Consider the following 19,204-nt stretch of genomic DNA (forward strand, 5'->3'; position numbering starts at 1 on the left):
ATCGGGAAGCTTATGGGGTACCCGTGCTGGTGCCTGTCCCTGAACTATTGCCTGTGCCGCTTCCAGGCGTAGCAGGTGCCGTTGTGGTGCTGCCTGTTCCGCCGGTGCCACCGGTCGAGGAACTGGTGCCGGGGGTTGATGTCGAGCTTCCGCTATTGGAGCTGCTGTCATCTCCGCAAGAGGCCAGAAGCCCGAGAAGAGCAACGACCGGTACGATTTTCTTCAGCATGTGTATCCTCCTTTTATGCTCCGCACGTTTTGAGGTGCGTGAGCCTTTAAACCAGGAAAATGCCGCAGATCTTCGCCGCAAAGGCGGCATGTCCGCGACGTTTCCGTGGTTTGGCATGGCGCTTTCACGGGCGCGTTACCGCCTTTCAACCCCTTTGGCTCAGAATTGTTCCAGCAAAAGTGGAACCGATTTTGCGACCGAAAAACCGACGGCTGACGATACCTGATGGTTTCATCCGGCGATTTTCAGGACATCAAGGCCTGACGCCCTCTCTCCATTGTGCATGGGACCACAGTATTTCCCCGGGCTGCTGCATAATGTTCGCCTTACGCCGGTTGGAGTTTGAGGTGAAAATTATGCAGCGGATATAAAGCGCTACAGTAAACCTGCTTGCGCCATAGGCGTTACACGGCGCTGTCGTGTGCGCTTGCGAGATGGATTGTGCGACTGCGAAAGGAATGATAGGTTTTTTAAGTGACGTTTTTCTCTATTTGACAAAAACGCTGATCCTGGATCTGCGGCAAACTCTCTGAATGTTTGGCCAGTGCAGGGGAATGCGACAGGGAACTCATTCAGGACAAGATCGATGTTTCTACCTGCCGGCGCTTCCTATGAGGCTCTCTGTCATGCGTTTTCCTGGTCCATACCAGCTCGGTTCAACATGGGACGGGCCGTGTGCGACGAGTGGGCGGCCCGGGAACCGGACCGGGTCTGTCTTGAGCATTTTTCACCTGACGGCGCGCATCAGACCTTAACCTATGGGGCGCTTGCTGCACGATCCAACGCATTCGCGGATGCCCTGAGCCAGTTCGGGATTGGTGCTGGGGAGCGGGTTGCCTTGCTCCTGCCGCAGGGGTTCGAGACAGTTATCGCCCATGTGGCGATTTACAAGCTTGGGGCAATCGCCCTGCCGCTGGCCTTGCTGTTTGGTGCCGATGCATTGGAATACCGGCTGAAGACGGCGGGCGCCTGCGCGGTCATCACCAATGATTTCGGTCTGTCGCGCCTGGAGCCCATCCGGACCAGCCTGCCGGACCTTCGGGAGGTTATTTCCATTGGCGAACCTTCGCCCGGCGTCCTCTCCTTCGAAAATCTATGGCAGAGCGGTTCCACCTCTTTTGAAGGACCGCAGACCGGACCTGATGATCCGGCGCTGATGATCTTCACCTCCGGCACCACTGGGGCGCCGAAGGGCGCACTGCACGGGCACCGCGTGCTTGCCGGTCACATTCCAGGCTTCCAGCTTGCCCATGACGGTCTACCTCAGCCGGGGGACAGGATCTGGACGCCTTCGGACTGGGCCTGGGCTGGCGGGCTTTTGAATGTGCTGATGCCAGCCCTGATGCTGGGTGTTCCGGTCGTGTCGTCGCCTGCCCAGAAATTCGATCCCGCCATGGCCTTTCGCATCATGGCGGAGATGAAGGTGCGCAATGCCTTCATTCCGCCCACCGCCCTGCGGCTGCTCAAAACGGTGGACAATCCACGCAAGCACTATGATCTTGTGTTGCGTTCCATTGGTTCGGCAGGGGAATCGCTGGGCCGGGAAACCTATCAATGGGTCAAGACGGCGCTCGGTATCACCCCCAATGAATTCTATGGGCAGACCGAATGCAATTTCGTGCTGTCATCGGCAGCCCGGCTGGGCGTTACCAAGGCAGGCGCCATCGGCAAGCCGGTGCCGGGCCACCGCGTGGCAATTATCGATGACAAGGGCAGGGAACTGCCTGTGGGCAAGGTTGGACAGGTGGCGATTGCCCGGCCCGATCCGGTGATGTTCCTGGAATATTGGAACGATCCGCAGGCGACCCGCCAGAAATTCATCGGCGACTGGATGCTGACCGGTGATCTCGGACGCCAGGATAGCGAGGGCTATGTGGAGTTTTTCGGTCGTGACGACGATGTCATCACCTCATCCGGCTACCGTATCGGCCCGGCGGAAATCGAGGATTGTCTGGTTGGCCATCCCGCTGTGCGTTTGGCGGCGGCGGTCGGCAAGCCCGATCCGATACGAACCGAAATCGTCAAGGCCTATGTGGTGCTCGCGCCGGGTTTTCAGCCTGGACCGGCCCTGGCCCGTGAAATTGCCGATTGGGTGAAGCAGCGGCTGTCCATGCACGAATATCCGCGTGAAGTGGAGTTTATCGCCGATATGCCGCTGACCACCAGCGGCAAGGTGATCCGCCGCCTGCTGCGTGAGCGCGATGAACCGCAACAGGCACAGCCGGGCATGATGACCGGCTGATATTTCGCAATATCAGCTGTCTTTTTGCCGCCTGCCCAGCACTTTATCACGCAGGATGCGGGCAATATTGCGGGTGTTGCGATAGAGATGCAATTGCGCCGCCACTTGGCGCACGTCGCGGTCGGCATTGCGTTTGAGGCCGATGACCATGGTTCCCATTTCTTCCCGCTCCTGCCAGAGCCTGCTCATCACTGGGTGATCGGGTACGGCGCAGGAATCGGTGCGCAGAATATTGGCATCGTCCAGATGCCATTCCGTCAATCGAGCCACCAGAAGCTTGCCGGGTGAAAAGCGGGCATAGCGCTCATCATAGGCAGTCTTCCACGTATAGGCTTCGGCGCCCATGATGAAGACAACCATCGACGCGATGGCCTTTCCATCGAGATCGAGCGTATGGATGCGGACCGCATCGCACTCTGCCAGATTGGTCATCGCCTCGCGGGCAAAGGCGGCACGCAGACGGTCCATGACAAGGGCGCTGCGCTTGCGGCCTTTCCAGCCGCTGGCCTCAAGCGCCAGGAATTCCTCCATGCGCACATGCAGATCCTGCGGCTGGCGGGCGACAGAATAGGTCAATTCGCCCTGCTGACCCAGCAGGCGCATCTGCCGGCGCATGTCGCGCCAGTGGGACTTGCCGATGGCTTGGCGCAGATAGGTTTCTCCATCCTCCAGGCTTTCGAGCATTGGGCGCTGGTAGGGATTGGTCACAGTCAGCGGCAGGTCACGGCTGATCGCCACGGCCCGTAGCAGTTTTGTCACCGCCCCATTCATTCGCAGATCCGGCAGGACCAGAACGGAGGGCAATTTGGCTTTGGTATCGCTCAGTCCCTCGAAAAGGTTATCCAGCGTTTCCACCGCATCCTCAGCATCGACCAGCGGCGTGCCAAGCGGGCCGAAAGGGTTGGACCAGACGCGAACAATCGATGGACCGACTGCAAATCCCGGTTTTTCCACGGAGAAAGGCATCAGCAACCGGATACGGCTGCGACCCTGCCGCTCGTCGCGAATCAGCGCCATGCGCACTTCGCGCTCGTCCAGACGGGGAATGGCGGGCGCCAGAAAGCGGGCGGAGAAGAAAACATTCTGCTCCAGCGCGCGGTTGGTCAGGTAGTCCATTTCCTTCTCAAGGTCGTAGCTGGTCTGGCGTGGATAGAGCCAAAGATCGCGGCCGGGGCGCCCGACGGCAATCTGGCCATCGGCGGGCGGACGGTTGACCGGCGCAGACACGGTATGCAGAATCGGACGTTCGGTGCTCGTTTCGCGGCTTGTATCGTCGGTCACCGGTAGTGTGTTCATATCCTACAACCTGGTTCGCTTCATGCGGGCCTGTCTTGCTTCATGCGAGACAACGGGTCGGCAAAGGCAAATAAGACAATGCCAAGCGCATAGCGCACGGCAACGTGTAACAAGATCGCTTCCACCAACATTGCCGAGGCGGCAGCCGTCGCCGCGCCGGTGAGGCCATAAAGCGGAATGAGAGTCACATTCAGCCCGATATTAGATGCTAAAGCAATCACATATAGTAGCACACACAATTTTTGTCGCCCGGCCATCGTCAACAGCATCTCACCGGGGCCGATTAGTGCTTTGGTCAGGGCGCCAGCAAACAGAATGGCCATCAATGGATAGCCTGCCGTGAAATTCGGGCCGAACAGACCGAGCAGCACTTCGCCTGCCGCCAGGACCAGAAGACCGATGACCAGCGACGGCCAGAAGCACCAGCGGGCCATTCTGCCCGCAAACAGGGCCAGCGGCCTGATATCATTTTCGTTCATCAGCGCTGAAAAGCGTGGTCCGGCTGCGGCCTTGACCGCGAAATAGACGAATTGCACCAGGGCCATGGTTTTTGCCGCGGCAAAATAGATCCCAACCTGGTCGGGCGGCAGGTAAAGCCCGACCACCATGACGTCGGAATTGGTCAGCAGGAACAGGAAGCCCTCGATCAGGAAAATCGGGATGGCAACGCGAAACCAGACCATGAAATCGATCCGGCGAGGCCCCCGCAGATATTTTCGCCGCAGACGCCAGTGAATGGTGGCGAACTGGCTGAGTGTCGTAACATAGGTGGCGACAAGGGCGGCCTGCATGGCGGTGGTGGCGGTGCGTGGCGCGCCCAGCATGACGGCCAGCAGCATGAAGGCAAGGATCAGCACTGGCCTGACGATATAGGTGGGGCTGAGGGCGGCAACAGGCCAGCTATTGGCTCGAGCCGTCCCGTCGAGCACATCGCCAAGCGCAATCATCGGCAGGGCGAACAGGCCGAGAAACAGCGGCGTCAGGTAATAACTGGCAATCCTATCTCCGAAAATATTCAACAGGATAAGACCGGTTACAGTCAGACAGACTGGCGAGGCCAAGAGCGAAGATCCGGATGGTGACGGTGATGCCACGGATTTCAGGAATTTCATCTCGAGCGTGATATTGCGGCAGAAAGCGGATGACGGTCGAATGAAAGCCCAGGCAGGACAGATTGCCGAACAGCACGACTAGGACCCAGACGAAGACGAAAATACCATATTCGAAATCGCCCATCAGCCGGGCCTGAACGATTTGCGAGAAAAAGGCGATGCCTGCGCTGACGATGCGGATGGCAAAGGCAATCAGCGCCATGCGCTGGGCGCGAGCCACGTCGTCCTGACCGGACAACGCGGCGACGATCCTGCGCAGCGGGCCATGCAGCCGGGCTGGTAGGAGATGTTCCACCCTCTGGATAACCGCCATGATAAACACGCAACACTCACAGGCACATATGCGACAGGGCATTCAGTCTTGGCAGCTTACGGTTAACAAAAGCCTGCCCGTGGGGGTTTGAATAGCCTATGCCTGGGAGAAATCGGCCAACACATCCGGCTGGCCGATTTTGATTTTCTTACGTCAGCACTGTCTTACGCCAACAGGGCGCCGTGGCAGTGCTTGAAACGCTTGCCGGAGCCGCAAGGACACATTTCATTGCGTCCGACCTTGCCCCAGGTCGAGGGATCGGCGGGATTGCGGTTCTCGGGGGCGACGACGCCATCTGCGGCGGCAAATTCGTCCTGGCCGGTCTGCGGGTCCTCGTGGTGACCATGCATGATCGGCAGGGTCGGCTCCGGGGGAGCTTCACGGACGATTTCCACCCGCATCATCTGGGCGGTGACGCCCTCGCGCATGTTGGCCAGCAGGGCCTGGAACAGTTCGAACGCTTCCGCCTTGTATTCCTGCAAGGGATCGCGCTGGGCATAGCCACGGAAACCCACCACCGAACGCAGGTGGTCGAGGTTGACGATATGCTCACGCCACAGGTTGTCGATGGTCTGCAACAGCACCGACCGTTCGATATAGGCCATGATTTCCGGGCCGAAGCGCTCGGTCTTCTCAGCCATCACCTCGTCGGCGGCTTTCTTGACTCGTTCGACGATATCGTCTTCAGCAATGCCTTCTTCCTGCGCCCAATCCTCGATGGGAAGGTCGAGGTTGAGGATTCCGGTCATCGCCGTCTTCAGGCCGGCCACATCCCATTGTTCGGCATAGGCCTTTTCCGGGATATGGGTGCGCACGATGGTGTCGATCAGCTCGTGGCGCATGTCGTCGATGGTTTCGGTCAGGTCTTCGGCATCCATCAGCTCGACGCGCTGTTCGAAAATCACCTTGCGCTGGTCGTTCAGCACGTCGTCATATTTCAACAGGTTCTTGCGGATGTCGAAATTGCGTGCCTCGACCTTTTTCTGGGCCCGTTCCAGCGCCTTGTTGATCCAGGGGTGGACGATGGCTTCGCCTTCCTTCAGGCCCAGCTTCTGAAGCATGCTGTCCATGCGGTCGGAGCCGAAAATCCGCATCAGGTCGTCCTGAAGCGACAGGTAGAATTTCGAACGGCCCGGGTCGCCCTGACGGCCGGAACGGCCACGCAGCTGGTTATCGATGCGCCGGCTTTCATGGCGCTCGGTGGCGATCACATAGAGGCCGCCTGCGGCCAGCGCCTTTTCCTTCAGGGCTTTGACTTCCTCGCGGATCGCCTGTTCCTTGGCATCGCGTTCGGGGCCGGGCTCCATGCCTTCCAGATCGCGCTCAAGCCGCATGTCGATATTGCCGCCGAGCTGAATGTCGGTACCGCGACCGGCCATGTTAGTGGCGATGGTGACGGCGCCCGGCACACCGGCCTGGGAGACGATATAGGCTTCCTGCTCGTGATAGCGGGCGTTCAGCACGCTGAAATCGGTAAATCCGCTCTGGCGCAGCATGGTGGCCAGCAGTTCGGACTTTTCAATCGACGTCGTCCCGACCAGGACCGGCTGATTGCGCGAGGCGGAAGCCTTGATTTCCTCAATGATCGCCTTGAACTTTTCTTCAAACGTCCGATAGACCTCGTCGTCCTCGTCGATACGCAGGATCGGCAGGTTGGTCGGCACTTCGATGACGCTGAGGCCGTAGATGTCCTGGAATTCCTCGGCTTCGGTATTGGCCGTACCGGTCATCCCGGCAAGCTTGGAATACATCCGGAAATAATTCTGGAAGGTAATCGAGGCCAGCGTCTGGTTTTCCGGCTGGATTGTTACCTTTTCCTTGGCTTCCAGCGCCTGGTGCTGGCCTTCCGAATAACGGCGGCCTGGCATCATCCGGCCCGTGAACTCGTCGATAATGACGATTTCGTCGTTGCGGACGATATAGTCCTTGTCGCGCTGGAACAGCTTGTGGGCCTTCAGCGCATTGTTGATATGATGGACGATGGCGACATTTTCGACGTCATACAGCGAAACGCCTTTGAGCAGGCCAGCGTCTTTCAGCAGGTTTTCCAGCTTTTCGGTACCGACTTCGGAGAAATTGGCCGATTTTTGCTTTTCGTCGATCTCGTAGTCTTCGGCGCTCAGCATCGGAATGAAGGCATCGATGGTGGTGTAGAGATCAGAGCGATCGTCGAGCGGCCCGGAAATGATCAGCGGCGTGCGCGCTTCATCGACCAGGATCGAATCCACTTCGTCGACGATTGCGTAATTATGGCCGCGCTGCACCATCTGGCCGCGCTCATATTTCATGTTGTCGCGCAGATAGTCGAAGCCAAGCTCGTTATTGGTGGCATAGGTGATGTCGCAGGCATAGGCCTCGCGGCGCTCGTCGTCGTTCATGCCATGGACGATGACACCAGTGGTCAGGCCGAGGAAGCTGTAGAGCTTGGCCATGATGGCGGCGTCGCGGCTGGCGAGATAATCATTGACCGTCACCACATGCACGCCCTTGCCGGACAGTGCGTTGAGATAGACGGCGAGCGTTGCCACCAGCGTCTTGCCTTCGCCGGTCTTCATTTCGGCAATGGCATTTTCATGCAGGATCATGCCGCCGATCAGCTGCACATCGAAGGGCCGCATGCCGAGCGCCCTGCGTGATGCCTCGCGCGCCACGGCAAAGGCCGGGATCAGGATGTCGTCGAGTGTCTTGCCCTTGGCAAGCTCACCCTTGAATTCTTCGGTCTTTGCGGCCAGCTCGGCATCGCTCAATGCCTTTATGCTGTCCTCCAGCGCGTTGATGGCGGCCACGCGAGGTTTGTTCCCCCGGATGCGGCGTTCATTCGAGGAGCCGAAAATTTTGCGGGCGATCCCACCAAGACTGACCATGTCCATGGTCCTTTCTGAATTCCGTCACGAGGTTGAAACCGAAGCCCCGGGTCTACTCCCGGTCGCTCACGGCCACATGACAGTGGAGATTGGCGTACCGCCTCCGGAAACTGCTCTGGACGCGGAGTTGCGTGACAGATAAGAGGGGGGTCGAATTATGTCAACGGGACAGCATGCACCACAAGTGCCACAATCGCGTGGTTTAGGGTGTTTTTGACCCGATTGACAGTTGCAATCGGCCTCTTTACCGAAGGGTTATTACATGCTGCGTTCTCACAAACTCGTCCTGGCGGCCTGCGCCGCCCTTGTGGCGCTGTCTTCCTACGCCCATGCCGACGATGCTGTCGTCGCCAAGGTTGGCTCGCTGGAAATCCACCAGTCCGAGCTGGATCTGGCCATTGCCAACCTCGATCCTCAGTTTGCCCAGATGCCGGATGACCAGAAAAAGGTTGCGGCTCTGTCTGGCGCCATCGATGTCAAGCTGCTGGCTGGCAGCGCTATCGGCGAAAAAATGCAGGACGATCCGGCCTACAAGCAGCGCATGGCTTTCATTGCCGACCGCGAACTCCACAATGCCTATTTCAAGAAGCATGTCGTGGATGTGACCACCGATGAGGAAGTCAAGGCGCGCTACGAGAAGGAAATCGCTGCTCTGCCGAAGGAGCAGGAAATTCACGCCCGTCACATTCTGGTGAAGACCGAGGATGAAGCCAAGGATGTGATCAAGCAGTTGGATGGCGGCAAGGATTTTGCCGAACTGGCCAAGGAAAAATCGACCGATTCCAGCGGATCGGACGGCGGTGATCTCGGTTTCTTCTCCAAGGGCCGTATGGTGCCTGAATTCGAAGAAGCTGCCTTTGCCCTGAAGCCCGGCACCTATACCAAGACCCCGGTCAAGAGCCAGTTCGGCTTCCACGTCATCAAGGTCGAAGAGATCCGCGACGCGGCTCCGCCGAAGTTTGAAGATGTGCAGCAGCAGGTTCGCCAATTGGTGATGCGTGACAAGTACCTGGCCCTGCTGGAAAAGGCCAAGACCTCTGAAAAGGTCGAGATCGTCGATCCGGCTCTGAAGAAGGGCTATGAGGACATCAGCAAGCAGCAGGCCGATCCGGACGCAGCCGCCGCGCCGAAGCCATAAGCAAGCGCTCATTCCGCCGCATCGCGCATAGGACGCGATGCGGCGGTTTCCTTTTGTCGTTTCGTCTTTTCCGGGGCCGTTTCCAGCTATGTCAGCCAGTGTTTCTCCTCTTGCGCCGAAATCTTTTGCCGACATGCCCGCGCTCCGCGGCGTCTCCATGGCAACTGCCGCAGCGGGCATCAAATACAAGAACCGTACCGATGTGCTGTTGATGGTGTTTGACCGTCCAGCCAGCGTTGCGGGGGTCTTCACCCGCTCCAAATGCCCGTCCGCACCGGTGGATTTCTGCCGGAAAAACCTGGTTCATGGCGTGGCGCGCGGCGTGGTGGTCAATTCCGGCAATGCCAATGCCTTTACCGGCACCAAAGGCCGGGCCGCGACCGAGCTGACGGCCAAGTCGGCGGCATCGGCGCTCCATTGCGCTGAACATGAAATTTATCTGGCCTCGACCGGCGTGATCGGCGAGCCGCTGGACGCGACGAAATTTGCCGGCGTGCTGGATGACATGGCCCGTGACGCCAAGGGCGATTTCTGGCTGGAAGCCGCCAAGGCGATCATGACCACGGATACCTATCCGAAGGTCGCCACCCGCAGCACTGAGATCGGCGGCGTCAAGGTGACGATCAACGGCATTGCCAAGGGTGCTGGCATGATCGCGCCTGACATGGCGACCATGTTGTCCTTTGTGGTCACAGATGCCGATATCGCGCCCGCCGCCTTGCAGGCGTTGCTGTCGGCGGGTGTCGGTCCAAGCTTTAATTCCGTGACGGTCGATAGTGACACGTCGACCTCCGATACGTTGATGCTGTTTGCGACCGGGGCTGCGGCCAGTGACGGCCAGCAGCGTGTTGAGACTGCCGACGATGCGCGTCTTGACGGGTTCCGGGCAGCGCTCAACGATCTCTTGAAGGATCTGGCCTTGCAAGTGGTGCGTGATGGCGAAGGCGCGCGCAAGATGGTGGAAGTTACCGTCAAGGGCGCCGAAAGCGACGCGGCTGCCAAGGTGATTGCCCTTTCGATTGCCAATTCACCGCTCGTGAAAACCGCTGTTGCCGGCGAAGACGCCAATTGGGGCCGGGTGGTTATGGCTGTCGGCAAGGCCGGTGAACTGGCCGACCGTGATCGTCTGGCGATCTGGTTTGGTGATGTCCGCGTTGCTGTTAACGGTGAGCGCGACCCGGATTATTCCGAAGCGGCAGCCACAGCAGTCATGCAGGGCGAAGACATTCCGGTCACGGTCGAGCTTGGGCTTGGGACGGGGACAGCCACGGTCTGGACCTGCGATCTCACCAAGGAATATGTGGCCATCAACGGGGATTACCGGAGCTGATGGCGGTGGATCAGTCACCGCACGCGGCAAACCTGCCGCAGGTTCGCAGGCTGGAAGCCGTCAGCTTTCGCGCCTGGCCCGCGGCCTCGGTTCAGTATGACGGCAGCTGGCAGGTCCGGCTGACGGGCGGGCATCCGTCGAAGCGGGTCAATTGCGTGGTGGCGCTGGACCGTTCCGATATCCGCGACATCCGCCTGCGGCTGGAAAAGGCGGAGCGCAAATTCGAATCCTATGGCCGGCCCATGGTGTTTCGTGAAACGCCGCTGGCGCCGCCGCAAGTGATCGATGTGCTGCGCGAGGATGGTTGGACCCGGTTTGACGAAAGCCTGGTCATGGCGCTCGATCTGGCGGAGCTTTGCGATCTCGATGTGATGGATCACCTACCGACCCAGGATATCGGTCGTTTCGTCGATGCCAGTCTGGCGCTGCGCAATGAGGATGCCGCGTCGAAGCCAGCGCTTGCCGAATTGATCAGCAATATCAAACCGCCGCTTGGCCTGTTTTTGATCGAGGTGCCTGACAATGGCCCGGTGGCAGCCGCCATTTGCGTGCAAGACAATGATCTTGCCGGATTGTTGCAGCTTGCCGTGGGGGAAGCCCATCGTGGCAAGGGCACCGGTCTTGAACTGACCTATGCGGCCTTGCGCTGGGCGCGGATAAGGGGCGCGAAGAGCGCCTGGCTTCAGGTGCAGGCCGATAACCGTCCGGCTCTCTCGCTCTATCAAAAGCTCGGCTTCAAGGAAGCCTATCGCTATTGCTACTGGCGTCACGAGGCCGCTGCCAAGGCAGAGGGCGAAGAATGACAGCGCGGCCCATTCTGCTGGTTGCCGCCTGCGCTCTGCTGGACAGCGACGGGCGCATTCTGCTGGCGCAAAGGCCGGAAGGAAAATCGCTGGCTGGGCTCTGGGAATTTCCTGGCGGTAAGGTGGAAACCGGCGAAACACCAGAGGAAACCCTGGTTCGCGAGCTGGAGGAAGAGCTTGGCATTGCCACGAAAATCCCTTGTCTCGCGCCGCTGACCTTTGCCAGCCACACCTATGAAACATTCCACCTGCTGATGCCGCTCTATGTCTGCCGTCGCTATGAGGGCATGCCGCAGGGGCGGGAAGGCCAGGCAATCAAATGGGTCAAGCCCCGCGATCTGCGGTCCTATCCGATGCCGCCAGCCGATGAGCCGTTGATCCCGTTCCTGTTGGATTTGCTATAGAGTTTGCCTTTAGAGCGTGTCAGGGACAACCGGAATCCGATTCCAATTTAGGGAATTATGCAGCAGGTTTGTGCTGTGGACCGGTGTGAAATGCCGGGATAAGCCCGCGAGATGGGTCATTGCTCACCGGTTTTTATCGGCGATTAATAGAAAGTTAATCCTCAAACCGGCATTATTCCCCCATCATGCACAGGCGCTTCGTGCATCGTCTTATGTGCGTTGGGCGTCGGACGGCATGATCGCATGGGGCGCGGTTTCGTTCGATAAAAAATAACGCAGTGATCTCAGGGCTTTACGGTTCTATCGTGCAGGATTTTGCCTGCTGCGGTGTGTTTGATGTCGAGACCCTCTTGGGCGCGATATCAAGAATCGAATCGGGTCATGGGGTTTGCAACAGGGGTTTTGCATCGTCAGTGATGCAAAGTTCCTGATCTTTCTGGTCGATTGTGGGGCAATCGTCCGGCGGGCCATGGTCCGGAAGGTAGCCCTTTGGATTTTGTGAGGTTGGCGATGACGCAGAAGGATTTCGGAAAGGGCGGACGGCAGTCGCGACGTGCGACTTCCAGGTCCGGCAGAGTTGGCGTTGTCAATCTCGCCTTGCTGTTTGCCGTCACGGCTGTAGCGGTCTCGTTGGTTCTGACGCCGATGCTTGCAGACAAGACCACGTCCGGCCAGTTGGCCGCGCGACCGTCTGATGTTGACCGGATGAGCACGGGCTCCATTCCCGGCGAGCGCGACGCCGGAAAGCGCTATACCATCCGGCGCAGCATCTTGCAGGAGACGCCCGGTTCCGTCTGTATCGTCAATCCCGGCAATGGGGATGCCTGCTGATAACCCTTGATGGTATGGGCTAGGCGGTCAATCCTCGAAATATTTGAAAACAAAGAGGCCTAGTGTTTTGCTATGGCAAAACGCTCGCTTCGATCACTCATGCGAGGGCGCATGGGTTTGGGCTAGGGGTATGATGGGGCTTTTACACCGGTTTTCCGGCTTGCCGGCGTTTTTTCGCCAAACATCGGGTGCAACAGCGATCGAGTATAGCCTGATCGCTGGGGTGATCGCGGTGACGCTTTATCTGGCGCTTGGCGTTTATTACGACGCGCTGGACAGGCTGTTTGATTCCATCATTGCCGCCATACCGCAAGCCTGACCAGCGGCGCTTTCAGGCTTGCGAAAAAGACTTGATGATCCTTTACGGTTTGCCGCCCAGTGCGTCGGCGAGGCGAATTTTCGCAGATCCTGGCTTGAGCGGTTTGGGCTGGCTTTCATGCGGGGCCCAGCCTGACATGTAGATGATCGAGAAACTGGCGCGAATGCGACCATCGGCATCGCTATAGCGTTCGGCATACAGTTCGGCGGCGCGCAGGAAAAACTGCCGCGTCAGCGGTTTGCGGCTGCGGGCGGCCAGCGGATTGGCCATGCCCATGGCTTTGAGATCGCGCATCAGCGCCAGAATTCCATCATATCGCACCGTATAGGTCTCGACATCGACAACCGGAAGGGCAAAGCCGGCCCGCTGTAACAATGCGCCCATGTCGCGCACATCGGCAAAGGGCATGACGCGGGGGCTTGCTCCACCGCTGATTTCGATCTCTGTCGTCAACAGCACATCGCGCAATTCGCCAAGCGTTCCGGCGCCGGGTAGCGCTGCCAGCAACAGACCGTCAGGCTGGAGCGTCCGGCGCATTTGGATCAGCAGGCCCGGCATGTCATTGGCCAGATGCAGGGCAAGTGGCGACAGCAGAAGATTGGCGCTTTGCTCGCCAAGTGGGAGATGCTCGATAGGGCCGGGGATCAGCGTTTCCCCCTGTCGGGCGAAGCGGCTGCCGGTTTCCACTCGCTGCAATTGGTCGATCCGTCCTGTTTCCAGACAGGCCCTCCCGACCCTGCCATCCATTCCATGCAATTCGACTGCGGTTTCAAACCGTCGCTCCACCACGGCCAGCCGCTCGGTCAGTTCTTGCGCGACGATATCCAGCAGGAAGCCCGCTCCGGCATCATCCGCGCCGAAGGCACGCTCGCGGTTGCGGACGACGAGATCAGGATCGAATAGCGGCTCCATGGGAACCTCCCGTTGTTGTTCTTCGAGAAACCAAGTGCCTACTGCATAATTGCGGCAATCGAAATCGATTTGCGGAGAAAATTACGCAATGGGGATCATACAGTCGCGTGTTTACCCCAGGAAGACGGGTTCTGGACGGGTCTGTGCTGAGCATGCTTTCAAGCGGCTTGAATTCTCTTGCGATTCGGATGCAATATGTATTTTCTTCTCCTTTATGGTGTGTTCATCCGGCTTGGATGAGATCGATTAGGGTATACCGCCGGGGATGCGGGCCAAAGGAGGCGGCATGGCACATATCCGGCAGGCCAGGGACGGAATGGTGGCTCTGGCGCATCGCGGTTTCCAGGCTACGCAAACGCTTGGCCGGTCGCTGCGCGATCTGGTCTATCCCCCTGGCTGCGCCACTTGCGGTCTGCCGGTTGCCAAGGCTGGCAGCCTGTGTTCCGATTGCTGGTGCTCGGTGCGGTTCATCGAGCGACCCTATTGTGAAATTCTTGGTCTGCCTTTCGGTTTCGATCCAGGCCAGGGCATGGTCTGCGCCGAGGCGATTGCCAATCCTCCGGTTTTCGACCGGCTGCGGGCGGCGGCTGTGCATGATGGTGCGGCGCGTGATCTGGTCCATCGGCTGAAATACGGTGACAGGACCGATCTGGCGCCGATGATGGCCCATTGGATGATACGGGCCGGTGGGCAGGAACTGCTCCGGGCCGATGCAATCCTGCCGGTGCCGCTGCATCGCTGGCGGTTGTTTTCACGGCAATATAACCAATCGGCGGAACTGGGCCGGGCCTTGGCCGGGCTTTCGAACAAGCCCTTCCTACCGGGAGTTTTGACGAGGGTGAAACGGACGCAAAAGCAGGTCGGGCTGACGGAGAAGGCCCGGGCAGACAATGTTCGTGGGGCTTTCAAGGTGGCGGAAAACCGCCGCGATCAGGTGTTTGGCCGTCATCTGGTGCTGGTCGACGATGTCTATACGACCGGGGCAACGGTCAGTGCCGCCACCCGCGCTCTGAAGCGGGCAGGGGCAGTGGAGGTCACGGTCTTGACCTTTGCAATGGCACTTGTAACACCTATATGAGATTGCAATAGCAATATGACATTATCATCAATCAACCGGAGACGAGCATGGCGTCGGTGATCATCTACACGCGGCAATATTGTGAATATTGCGCCCGTGCCAAAGCGCTTCTGACCACCAAGGGCGTGGCCTTTACCGAGATCGATGCGACTGGTAATGCGGTGCTGCGCCAGGAAATGGTCGATAAATCCGGTCGTAACACCTTTCCGCAGATCTTCATCGACGGCACCCATGTTGGTGGCTGCGATGATCTGCATGCGCTGGAACGGGCCGGAAAACTCGATCCGATGCTGGCGGCCTGAGGACATATCATGACCATTTTGGTTGCAGCCCTGCAAATGTGCTCAGGCACCGATATTGAGAAGAATGCAGCCACCATGGCGCGTCTGGTGCGCGAGGCGGCAGCAGCAGGGGCGATCTATGTCCAGACCCCGGAAATGACCGGGGCCTTGCAGCGTAACCGTGAAGCTTTACGGGCCATGCTGCGTGATGACGAAAATGACCTGATTGCCGTGACGGCGGCTGAACTGGCTGCGGAACTGAAGATCCATGTTCATGTCGGTTCGACAGCGATTGCCCGTGCCGACGGCATGATCGCCAATCGCGGCCTGTTGTTCGGGCCGAATGGTCGCCGGATCTGCACCTATGACAAGATCCATATGTTTGACGTGGATCTGGACAATGGTGAAAGCTGGCGGGAAAGCGCTGCCTATGCGCCTGGCAAGAACGCTTGCGTTGCAGATCTGTCCTTCGCCAAACTCGGCTTTGCGATTTGCTACGATGTGCGGTTTCCCTCGCTGTTTCGCACCGAAGCCATGGCGGGCGCCGACATTCTGACGGTGCCGGCGGCCTTCACCCGGCAGACCGGCGAGGCGCATTGGCATATCCTGCTCAGGGCGCGGGCCATCGAGAATGGCGCTTTCGTGATCGCCGCCGCCCAGGGCGGCACCCACGAGGACGGACGCGAAACCTACGGGCATTCGCTGATCATCGATCCCTGGGGGAAAATTCTGGCTGAAGGCCCGGAAGCGGGCGAGGCCGTGGTGATGGCTAAGATCGATCTCGAGTCCGTCAAGGCGGCACGGATGAAGATCCCCAACCTCAAGAACGGTCGCGATTTCAATCTCGACATGGTTCCAACGCTCGCCAAGGGAGGGCAGACGGTTTGATCCGCTATTCCCTCATCTGCGATCAGGCCCATGAATTCGAGGGCTGGTTTGCGCAAAGCGACGATTTCGACCGCCAGAAAGCCAGCGGCTTTTTGACCTGCCCGGTCTGTGCCTCCGCCTCCATCTCCAAAAGCCTGATGGCGCCGATGGTGTCGACGGCGCGCGGCAAGGAAGAACGCCAGAAGGTGGCCTATGACGCTGCCCAGCGTGAAGCCTTCCTGAAGTTGAAGGAGGCGGTTGCGACCGTCAGGGCCAATAGCGAAGATGTCGGTGAGCGGTTTCCCGAAGAGGCCCGCAAGATCCATTACGGCGAGGCCGATGCCCGCGGGATTATCGGCAATGCCAGCCCCGACGAGGCCCGCGCCCTGATCGAGGAAGGGATCGAAATTGCGCCTCTGCCGGTTCTGCCTGACGATGTGAATTGAGCATGTCATCCACTCATCATCTCGCGCTCTATAATTTCGGCCTGCATGTCGCGCCATCTGGAGATCCGGTCATTCAGGGCTTTGTTGACCGCGAGCCCCTCAATTTTGAAGCCGCTACGCGCTCCACGGGCTTTATCGGTCGTTCGGGTTATGAGGGCGAACCGGGGCCGGAAAGCTGGGGCGTGCAGATGTTTCCGCGTTTTATGGAAGGCAGCGGCTTTACCTCCGGTCCATCGTCTCTTTCGCTCTGGCAAGACCCGGAGACACTCATGGCTTTTTCCTATAATGGGGTCCATGCCGACGCCCTGAAACACGCGCGCCACTGGAATGTGAAGCAGACCTGGCCATCTTTGGTGCTGTGGTGGGTGCCAGTTGGCCGCAGGCCGCAATGGGCGGATGGGGTGGAAAGGCTCGAGCATCTCGCCGATCACGGCCCGACGCCCTTCGGCTTCACGTTCAAGCAGACTTTCGCTTGGGATGGTACGCCCTATCATCTTGATCGAGCGCGGATAAAGCAGCTTGCCAGCGACAATTGCTCTCGTCAGCAAGACTTGCTGGAACGTCTCGTCTCAATGCCGGTATGAGATGGTCACGCGGGGTTGGACGTCGGCCTGCGGGTCAGCATCATGTAATTGACATCGGTGTCGGAGGACAGATTCCACTGGTTCTGGAACGGGTTGAAGAATACGCCGACAGTCTCGGATACATTCATGCCTGCGCCGAGGATTGGCTTTTCCAATTCTTCCGGGCGCACCAGTTTTTCATATTGATGGGTGCCACGCGGCAGCCAGCGCAGCACATATTCGCAGGCGCCGATGGCCAGCGCTGCAGCCTTCAGGGTGCGGTTGATGGTCGAAATCAGCATGATTCCACCAGGTCGTACCATGGAGGCGCAGGTGGAGATGAAATAGTCAACATCGGCCACATGCTCAACGACTTCCATGTTCAACACTATATCGAAGCTTTCGCCAGAAGCGGCCAGGGCCTCGGCGGTGACGGCGCGGTAATCCACGCTTACGCCGGTCTGGGCGGCATGGGTCTGGGCAATGCCGATATTCTTAGCTGAGGCATCAGCACCCAGCACATCGGCGCCCATGCGGGCAATGGGCTCCGACAGTAAGCCGCCGCCACAGCCGATGTCGAGAACCCGCAGGCCGGACAGCGGCTGGTTGGAGCGCGGATCGCGCTGAAAATTTTCGCAGGCTTTGTCGCGGATATAGGCGAGACGCACCGGATTGATCTTGTGCAGCGGCTTGAATTTGCCGGTCGGGTCCCACCATTCGGCAGCCATGGCGGAAAAGCGGTCGACCTCGGCCTGATCGATGGTGCTCTTGGCGGTCTCGCTCATCGGGTTCTCCTGACTGGGCTGCATTCCATAACCTTGTTGATCCGGGCAGATATCTCAAGGCTCACTACCGCGTTTTACGCTGCCGCGCCATCCTTGAGGCGCAGCCGCTTCGCTGTCTCGTGTGTGAGGTCGGACGATCCAGACTTAAAGTCAAGGGTGAGCGACACTTTGTCATCTCTATAAAAACGGGGTTATCTCCATGGAAATGATCCACCCCAAAAAATAGGCCGCCTCAAAAAAGCCGGAGGACATTGCTTGACATACACGGGTCAAGTGCGGGTGGGGCGCTGGGGTGGAACAAATTGCTCCTGATGGCGTTACCATGCCGCATGAACCCAATTCCAATTGGCGGGACAAGCCAAGGTCAGGGACGGCCAAGGAGATCAGATCGATGAAACCACTTTACCTGTCGGCCTTTGCAGGGCTGATGGCAGTTGCCTTGCCGGCTGCCGCTGAGGCGGCCCAGGCATTTGCGACCGCGAATGTTAACCTGCGGGCTGGGCCCAGCACACAATATCCACCTGTTCTGGTCGTTCCAGCCGGTAATTCCGTGCGGATTTTTGGCTGCCTGTCTTCGGCCAATTGGTGTGATGTCGGTTATGCGGGCTATCGCGGCTGGATTTCCGGTAGCTATCTGCAGACCCAATATTCCAACCGCCGCGTCTATGTGGACCCGGATTATTACCAGCCGCTCGGCATTCCGACGGTGACCTTCCAGGTCGATAATTATTGGGACCGCTATTATCGCGGCCGCGATTTCTACCGCGAGCGGGATCGCTGGCGCCGCGCGCCCCCACCGCCACCGGTCTGGCATCGCGACGGTCCGCCGCCACGCTTCATGGGCGGTGACAATGGGCCTCCGGGCCGTCCCGATATGGACCGTCGTCGTGGACCGGACCCGAGAATGCAGGACCCGAGAATGGACGGCGACCGTGAGCGGATGATGCGCGACGATCGTCAGAGGCCTCGCCCAGATGATCGCCGACCAGATGATCGTAGATCAGATGACAGGCGTCCTGATGACCGGCGTCCCAATGATGCGCGTCCAGGTGATGCGCGTCCAGGCGATATACGCCGTGACGATCAGCGTCGTGACCAGATGCAGCCCCCACAAGGCCAGCGTCCTGATCGGCCAGACCGCAATGCGCCGGATGGAAACCGTCCGCCGCCGCCCCCACCGCCAGCGCCGGGTCAGGCTGCCCCGCCTCCGCCGCCACCAGCACCGGGTGCGGCCTGCGCGCCCAACACGCCGAATTGCCCGCCACGGTAATCGGCACGGATACGGGATACAGACATTGAAAAGGGCCGCTTTATGCGGCCCTTTTCATGCGGTTAATGTAAAGCTTGTCGCGCACTCTATATGGTGCGCAAGGGTCATATGGTGCGCAAAG

The 19,204-nt window shown here is 59.1% G+C and carries 18 protein-coding genes and 1 pseudogene; 14 read left to right on the top strand and 5 right to left on the bottom strand.

The features are described 5' to 3' along the window. The first annotated feature begins 83 nt into the window (after nucleotides 1–83). Together V6582_RS12625 and V6582_RS12630 are read left to right on the top strand one after the other, a co-directional pair. A complete protein-coding gene (locus V6582_RS12625) occupies nucleotides 84–455 on the top strand; it encodes a hypothetical protein (RefSeq protein WP_197434410.1) in 372 nt (123 codons plus the stop codon). A 360-nt stretch (nucleotides 456–815) separates the two neighbouring features. Next, entirely contained in the window at nucleotides 816–2,471 is a 1,656-nt protein-coding gene (locus V6582_RS12630; protein ID WP_156632538.1) for an AMP-binding protein, read from the top strand. A 12-nt stretch (nucleotides 2,472–2,483) separates the two neighbouring features. Here V6582_RS12630 and V6582_RS12635 read toward each other — a convergent pair whose 3' ends face one another. The 3 genes and pseudogenes from V6582_RS12635 to secA form a co-directional block, all read right to left on the bottom strand. Next, nucleotides 2,484–3,767 carry a GNAT family N-acetyltransferase gene (locus V6582_RS12635; RefSeq protein WP_156632539.1) on the bottom strand — a complete coding sequence of 428 codons (1,284 nt, stop codon included), beginning with the start codon at nucleotides 3,765–3,767 and terminating at the stop codon, nucleotides 2,484–2,486. Nucleotides 3,768–3,787: 20 nt separating this feature from the next. Continuing rightward, a pseudogene (locus tag V6582_RS12640) lies at nucleotides 3,788–5,192 on the bottom strand (lipopolysaccharide biosynthesis protein). Between the two features lie 164 nt (nucleotides 5,193–5,356). Continuing rightward, nucleotides 5,357–8,056 carry a preprotein translocase subunit SecA gene (secA, locus tag V6582_RS12645; protein WP_156632564.1) on the bottom strand — a complete coding sequence of 900 codons (2,700 nt, stop codon included), beginning with the start codon at nucleotides 8,054–8,056 and terminating at the stop codon, nucleotides 5,357–5,359. A 262-nt stretch (nucleotides 8,057–8,318) separates the two neighbouring features. On the opposite strand from secA, the gene V6582_RS12650 reads away from it, so the two are divergent. From V6582_RS12650 to V6582_RS12675, 6 genes are all read left to right on the top strand, one after another. Beyond that, nucleotides 8,319–9,194: a peptidylprolyl isomerase gene (locus V6582_RS12650; protein WP_070164389.1), complete on the top strand. Its 876-nt coding sequence runs from the start codon at nucleotides 8,319–8,321 to the stop codon at nucleotides 9,192–9,194. A gap of 88 nt (nucleotides 9,195–9,282) precedes the next feature. After that, on the top strand, nucleotides 9,283–10,524 hold the full coding sequence (argJ, locus tag V6582_RS12655) for a bifunctional glutamate N-acetyltransferase/amino-acid acetyltransferase ArgJ (protein WP_156632541.1): 1,242 nt from the start codon (nucleotides 9,283–9,285) through the stop codon (nucleotides 10,522–10,524). After that, a complete protein-coding gene (locus V6582_RS12660; RefSeq protein WP_156632542.1) occupies nucleotides 10,524–11,327 on the top strand; it encodes a GNAT family N-acetyltransferase in 804 nt (267 codons plus the stop codon). The genes argJ and V6582_RS12660 overlap by 1 nt, the downstream gene beginning before the upstream one ends. Further along, a complete protein-coding gene (mutT, locus tag V6582_RS12665) occupies nucleotides 11,324–11,731 on the top strand; it encodes an 8-oxo-dGTP diphosphatase MutT (protein ID WP_156632543.1) in 408 nt (135 codons plus the stop codon). Before V6582_RS12660 ends, mutT begins: the two co-directional genes overlap by 4 nt. A 510-nt stretch (nucleotides 11,732–12,241) precedes the next feature. Next, entirely contained in the window at nucleotides 12,242–12,562 is a 321-nt protein-coding gene (locus V6582_RS12670; protein WP_156632544.1) for a hypothetical protein, read from the top strand. Between the two features lie 130 nt (nucleotides 12,563–12,692). Further along, nucleotides 12,693–12,881 (top strand): Flp family type IVb pilin, encoded by a 189-nt coding sequence (locus tag V6582_RS12675; RefSeq protein WP_349508869.1) that lies wholly within the window; start codon nucleotides 12,693–12,695, stop codon nucleotides 12,879–12,881. Nucleotides 12,882–12,923: 42 nt separating this feature from the next. On the opposite strand, the gene V6582_RS12680 is transcribed toward V6582_RS12675, so the two are convergent. Beyond that, entirely contained in the window at nucleotides 12,924–13,793 is an 870-nt protein-coding gene (locus tag V6582_RS12680) for a methyltransferase domain-containing protein (RefSeq protein WP_349508870.1), read from the bottom strand. 316 nt (nucleotides 13,794–14,109) lie between these two features. On the opposite strand from V6582_RS12680, the gene V6582_RS12685 reads away from it, so the two are divergent. Genes V6582_RS12685 through V6582_RS12705 form a run of 5 tightly spaced genes read left to right on the top strand, consistent with a single transcriptional unit; the run spans nucleotide 14,110 to nucleotide 17,049 of the window. Then, on the top strand, nucleotides 14,110–14,871 hold the full coding sequence (locus V6582_RS12685) for a ComF family protein (RefSeq protein WP_156632565.1): 762 nt from the start codon (nucleotides 14,110–14,112) through the stop codon (nucleotides 14,869–14,871). Nucleotides 14,872–14,918: 47 nt separating this feature from the next. Continuing rightward, a complete protein-coding gene (grxC, locus tag V6582_RS12690; RefSeq protein WP_156632547.1) occupies nucleotides 14,919–15,173 on the top strand; it encodes a glutaredoxin 3 in 255 nt (84 codons plus the stop codon). A 9-nt stretch (nucleotides 15,174–15,182) separates the two neighbouring features. Then, on the top strand, nucleotides 15,183–16,040 hold the full coding sequence (locus V6582_RS12695) for a carbon-nitrogen hydrolase family protein (RefSeq protein WP_156632548.1): 858 nt from the start codon (nucleotides 15,183–15,185) through the stop codon (nucleotides 16,038–16,040). Beyond that, a complete protein-coding gene (locus V6582_RS12700) occupies nucleotides 16,037–16,465 on the top strand; it encodes a DUF1178 family protein (protein ID WP_156593015.1) in 429 nt (142 codons plus the stop codon). The genes V6582_RS12695 and V6582_RS12700 overlap by 4 nt, the downstream gene beginning before the upstream one ends. Nucleotides 16,466–16,467: 2 nt before the next feature. Next, a complete protein-coding gene (locus V6582_RS12705) occupies nucleotides 16,468–17,049 on the top strand; it encodes a DUF3291 domain-containing protein (protein ID WP_156632549.1) in 582 nt (193 codons plus the stop codon). Nucleotides 17,050–17,054: 5 nt separating this feature from the next. Here V6582_RS12705 and ubiG read toward each other — a convergent pair whose 3' ends face one another. Further along, nucleotides 17,055–17,813, bottom strand: coding sequence for a bifunctional 2-polyprenyl-6-hydroxyphenol methylase/3-demethylubiquinol 3-O-methyltransferase UbiG (ubiG, locus tag V6582_RS12710; protein ID WP_156632550.1), 759 nt, complete (start codon nucleotides 17,811–17,813; stop codon nucleotides 17,055–17,057). Between the two features lie 391 nt (nucleotides 17,814–18,204). On the opposite strand from ubiG, the gene V6582_RS12715 reads away from it, so the two are divergent. Continuing rightward, nucleotides 18,205–19,083 carry an SH3 domain-containing protein gene (locus tag V6582_RS12715; RefSeq protein WP_156632551.1) on the top strand — a complete coding sequence of 293 codons (879 nt, stop codon included), beginning with the start codon at nucleotides 18,205–18,207 and terminating at the stop codon, nucleotides 19,081–19,083. The last annotated feature ends 121 nt before the right edge of the window (nucleotides 19,084–19,204 follow it).

The sequence above is a fragment of the Agrobacterium vitis genome, assembly GCF_037039395.1.
Taxonomy (GTDB): Bacteria; Pseudomonadota; Alphaproteobacteria; order Rhizobiales; family Rhizobiaceae; genus Allorhizobium; species Allorhizobium vitis_E.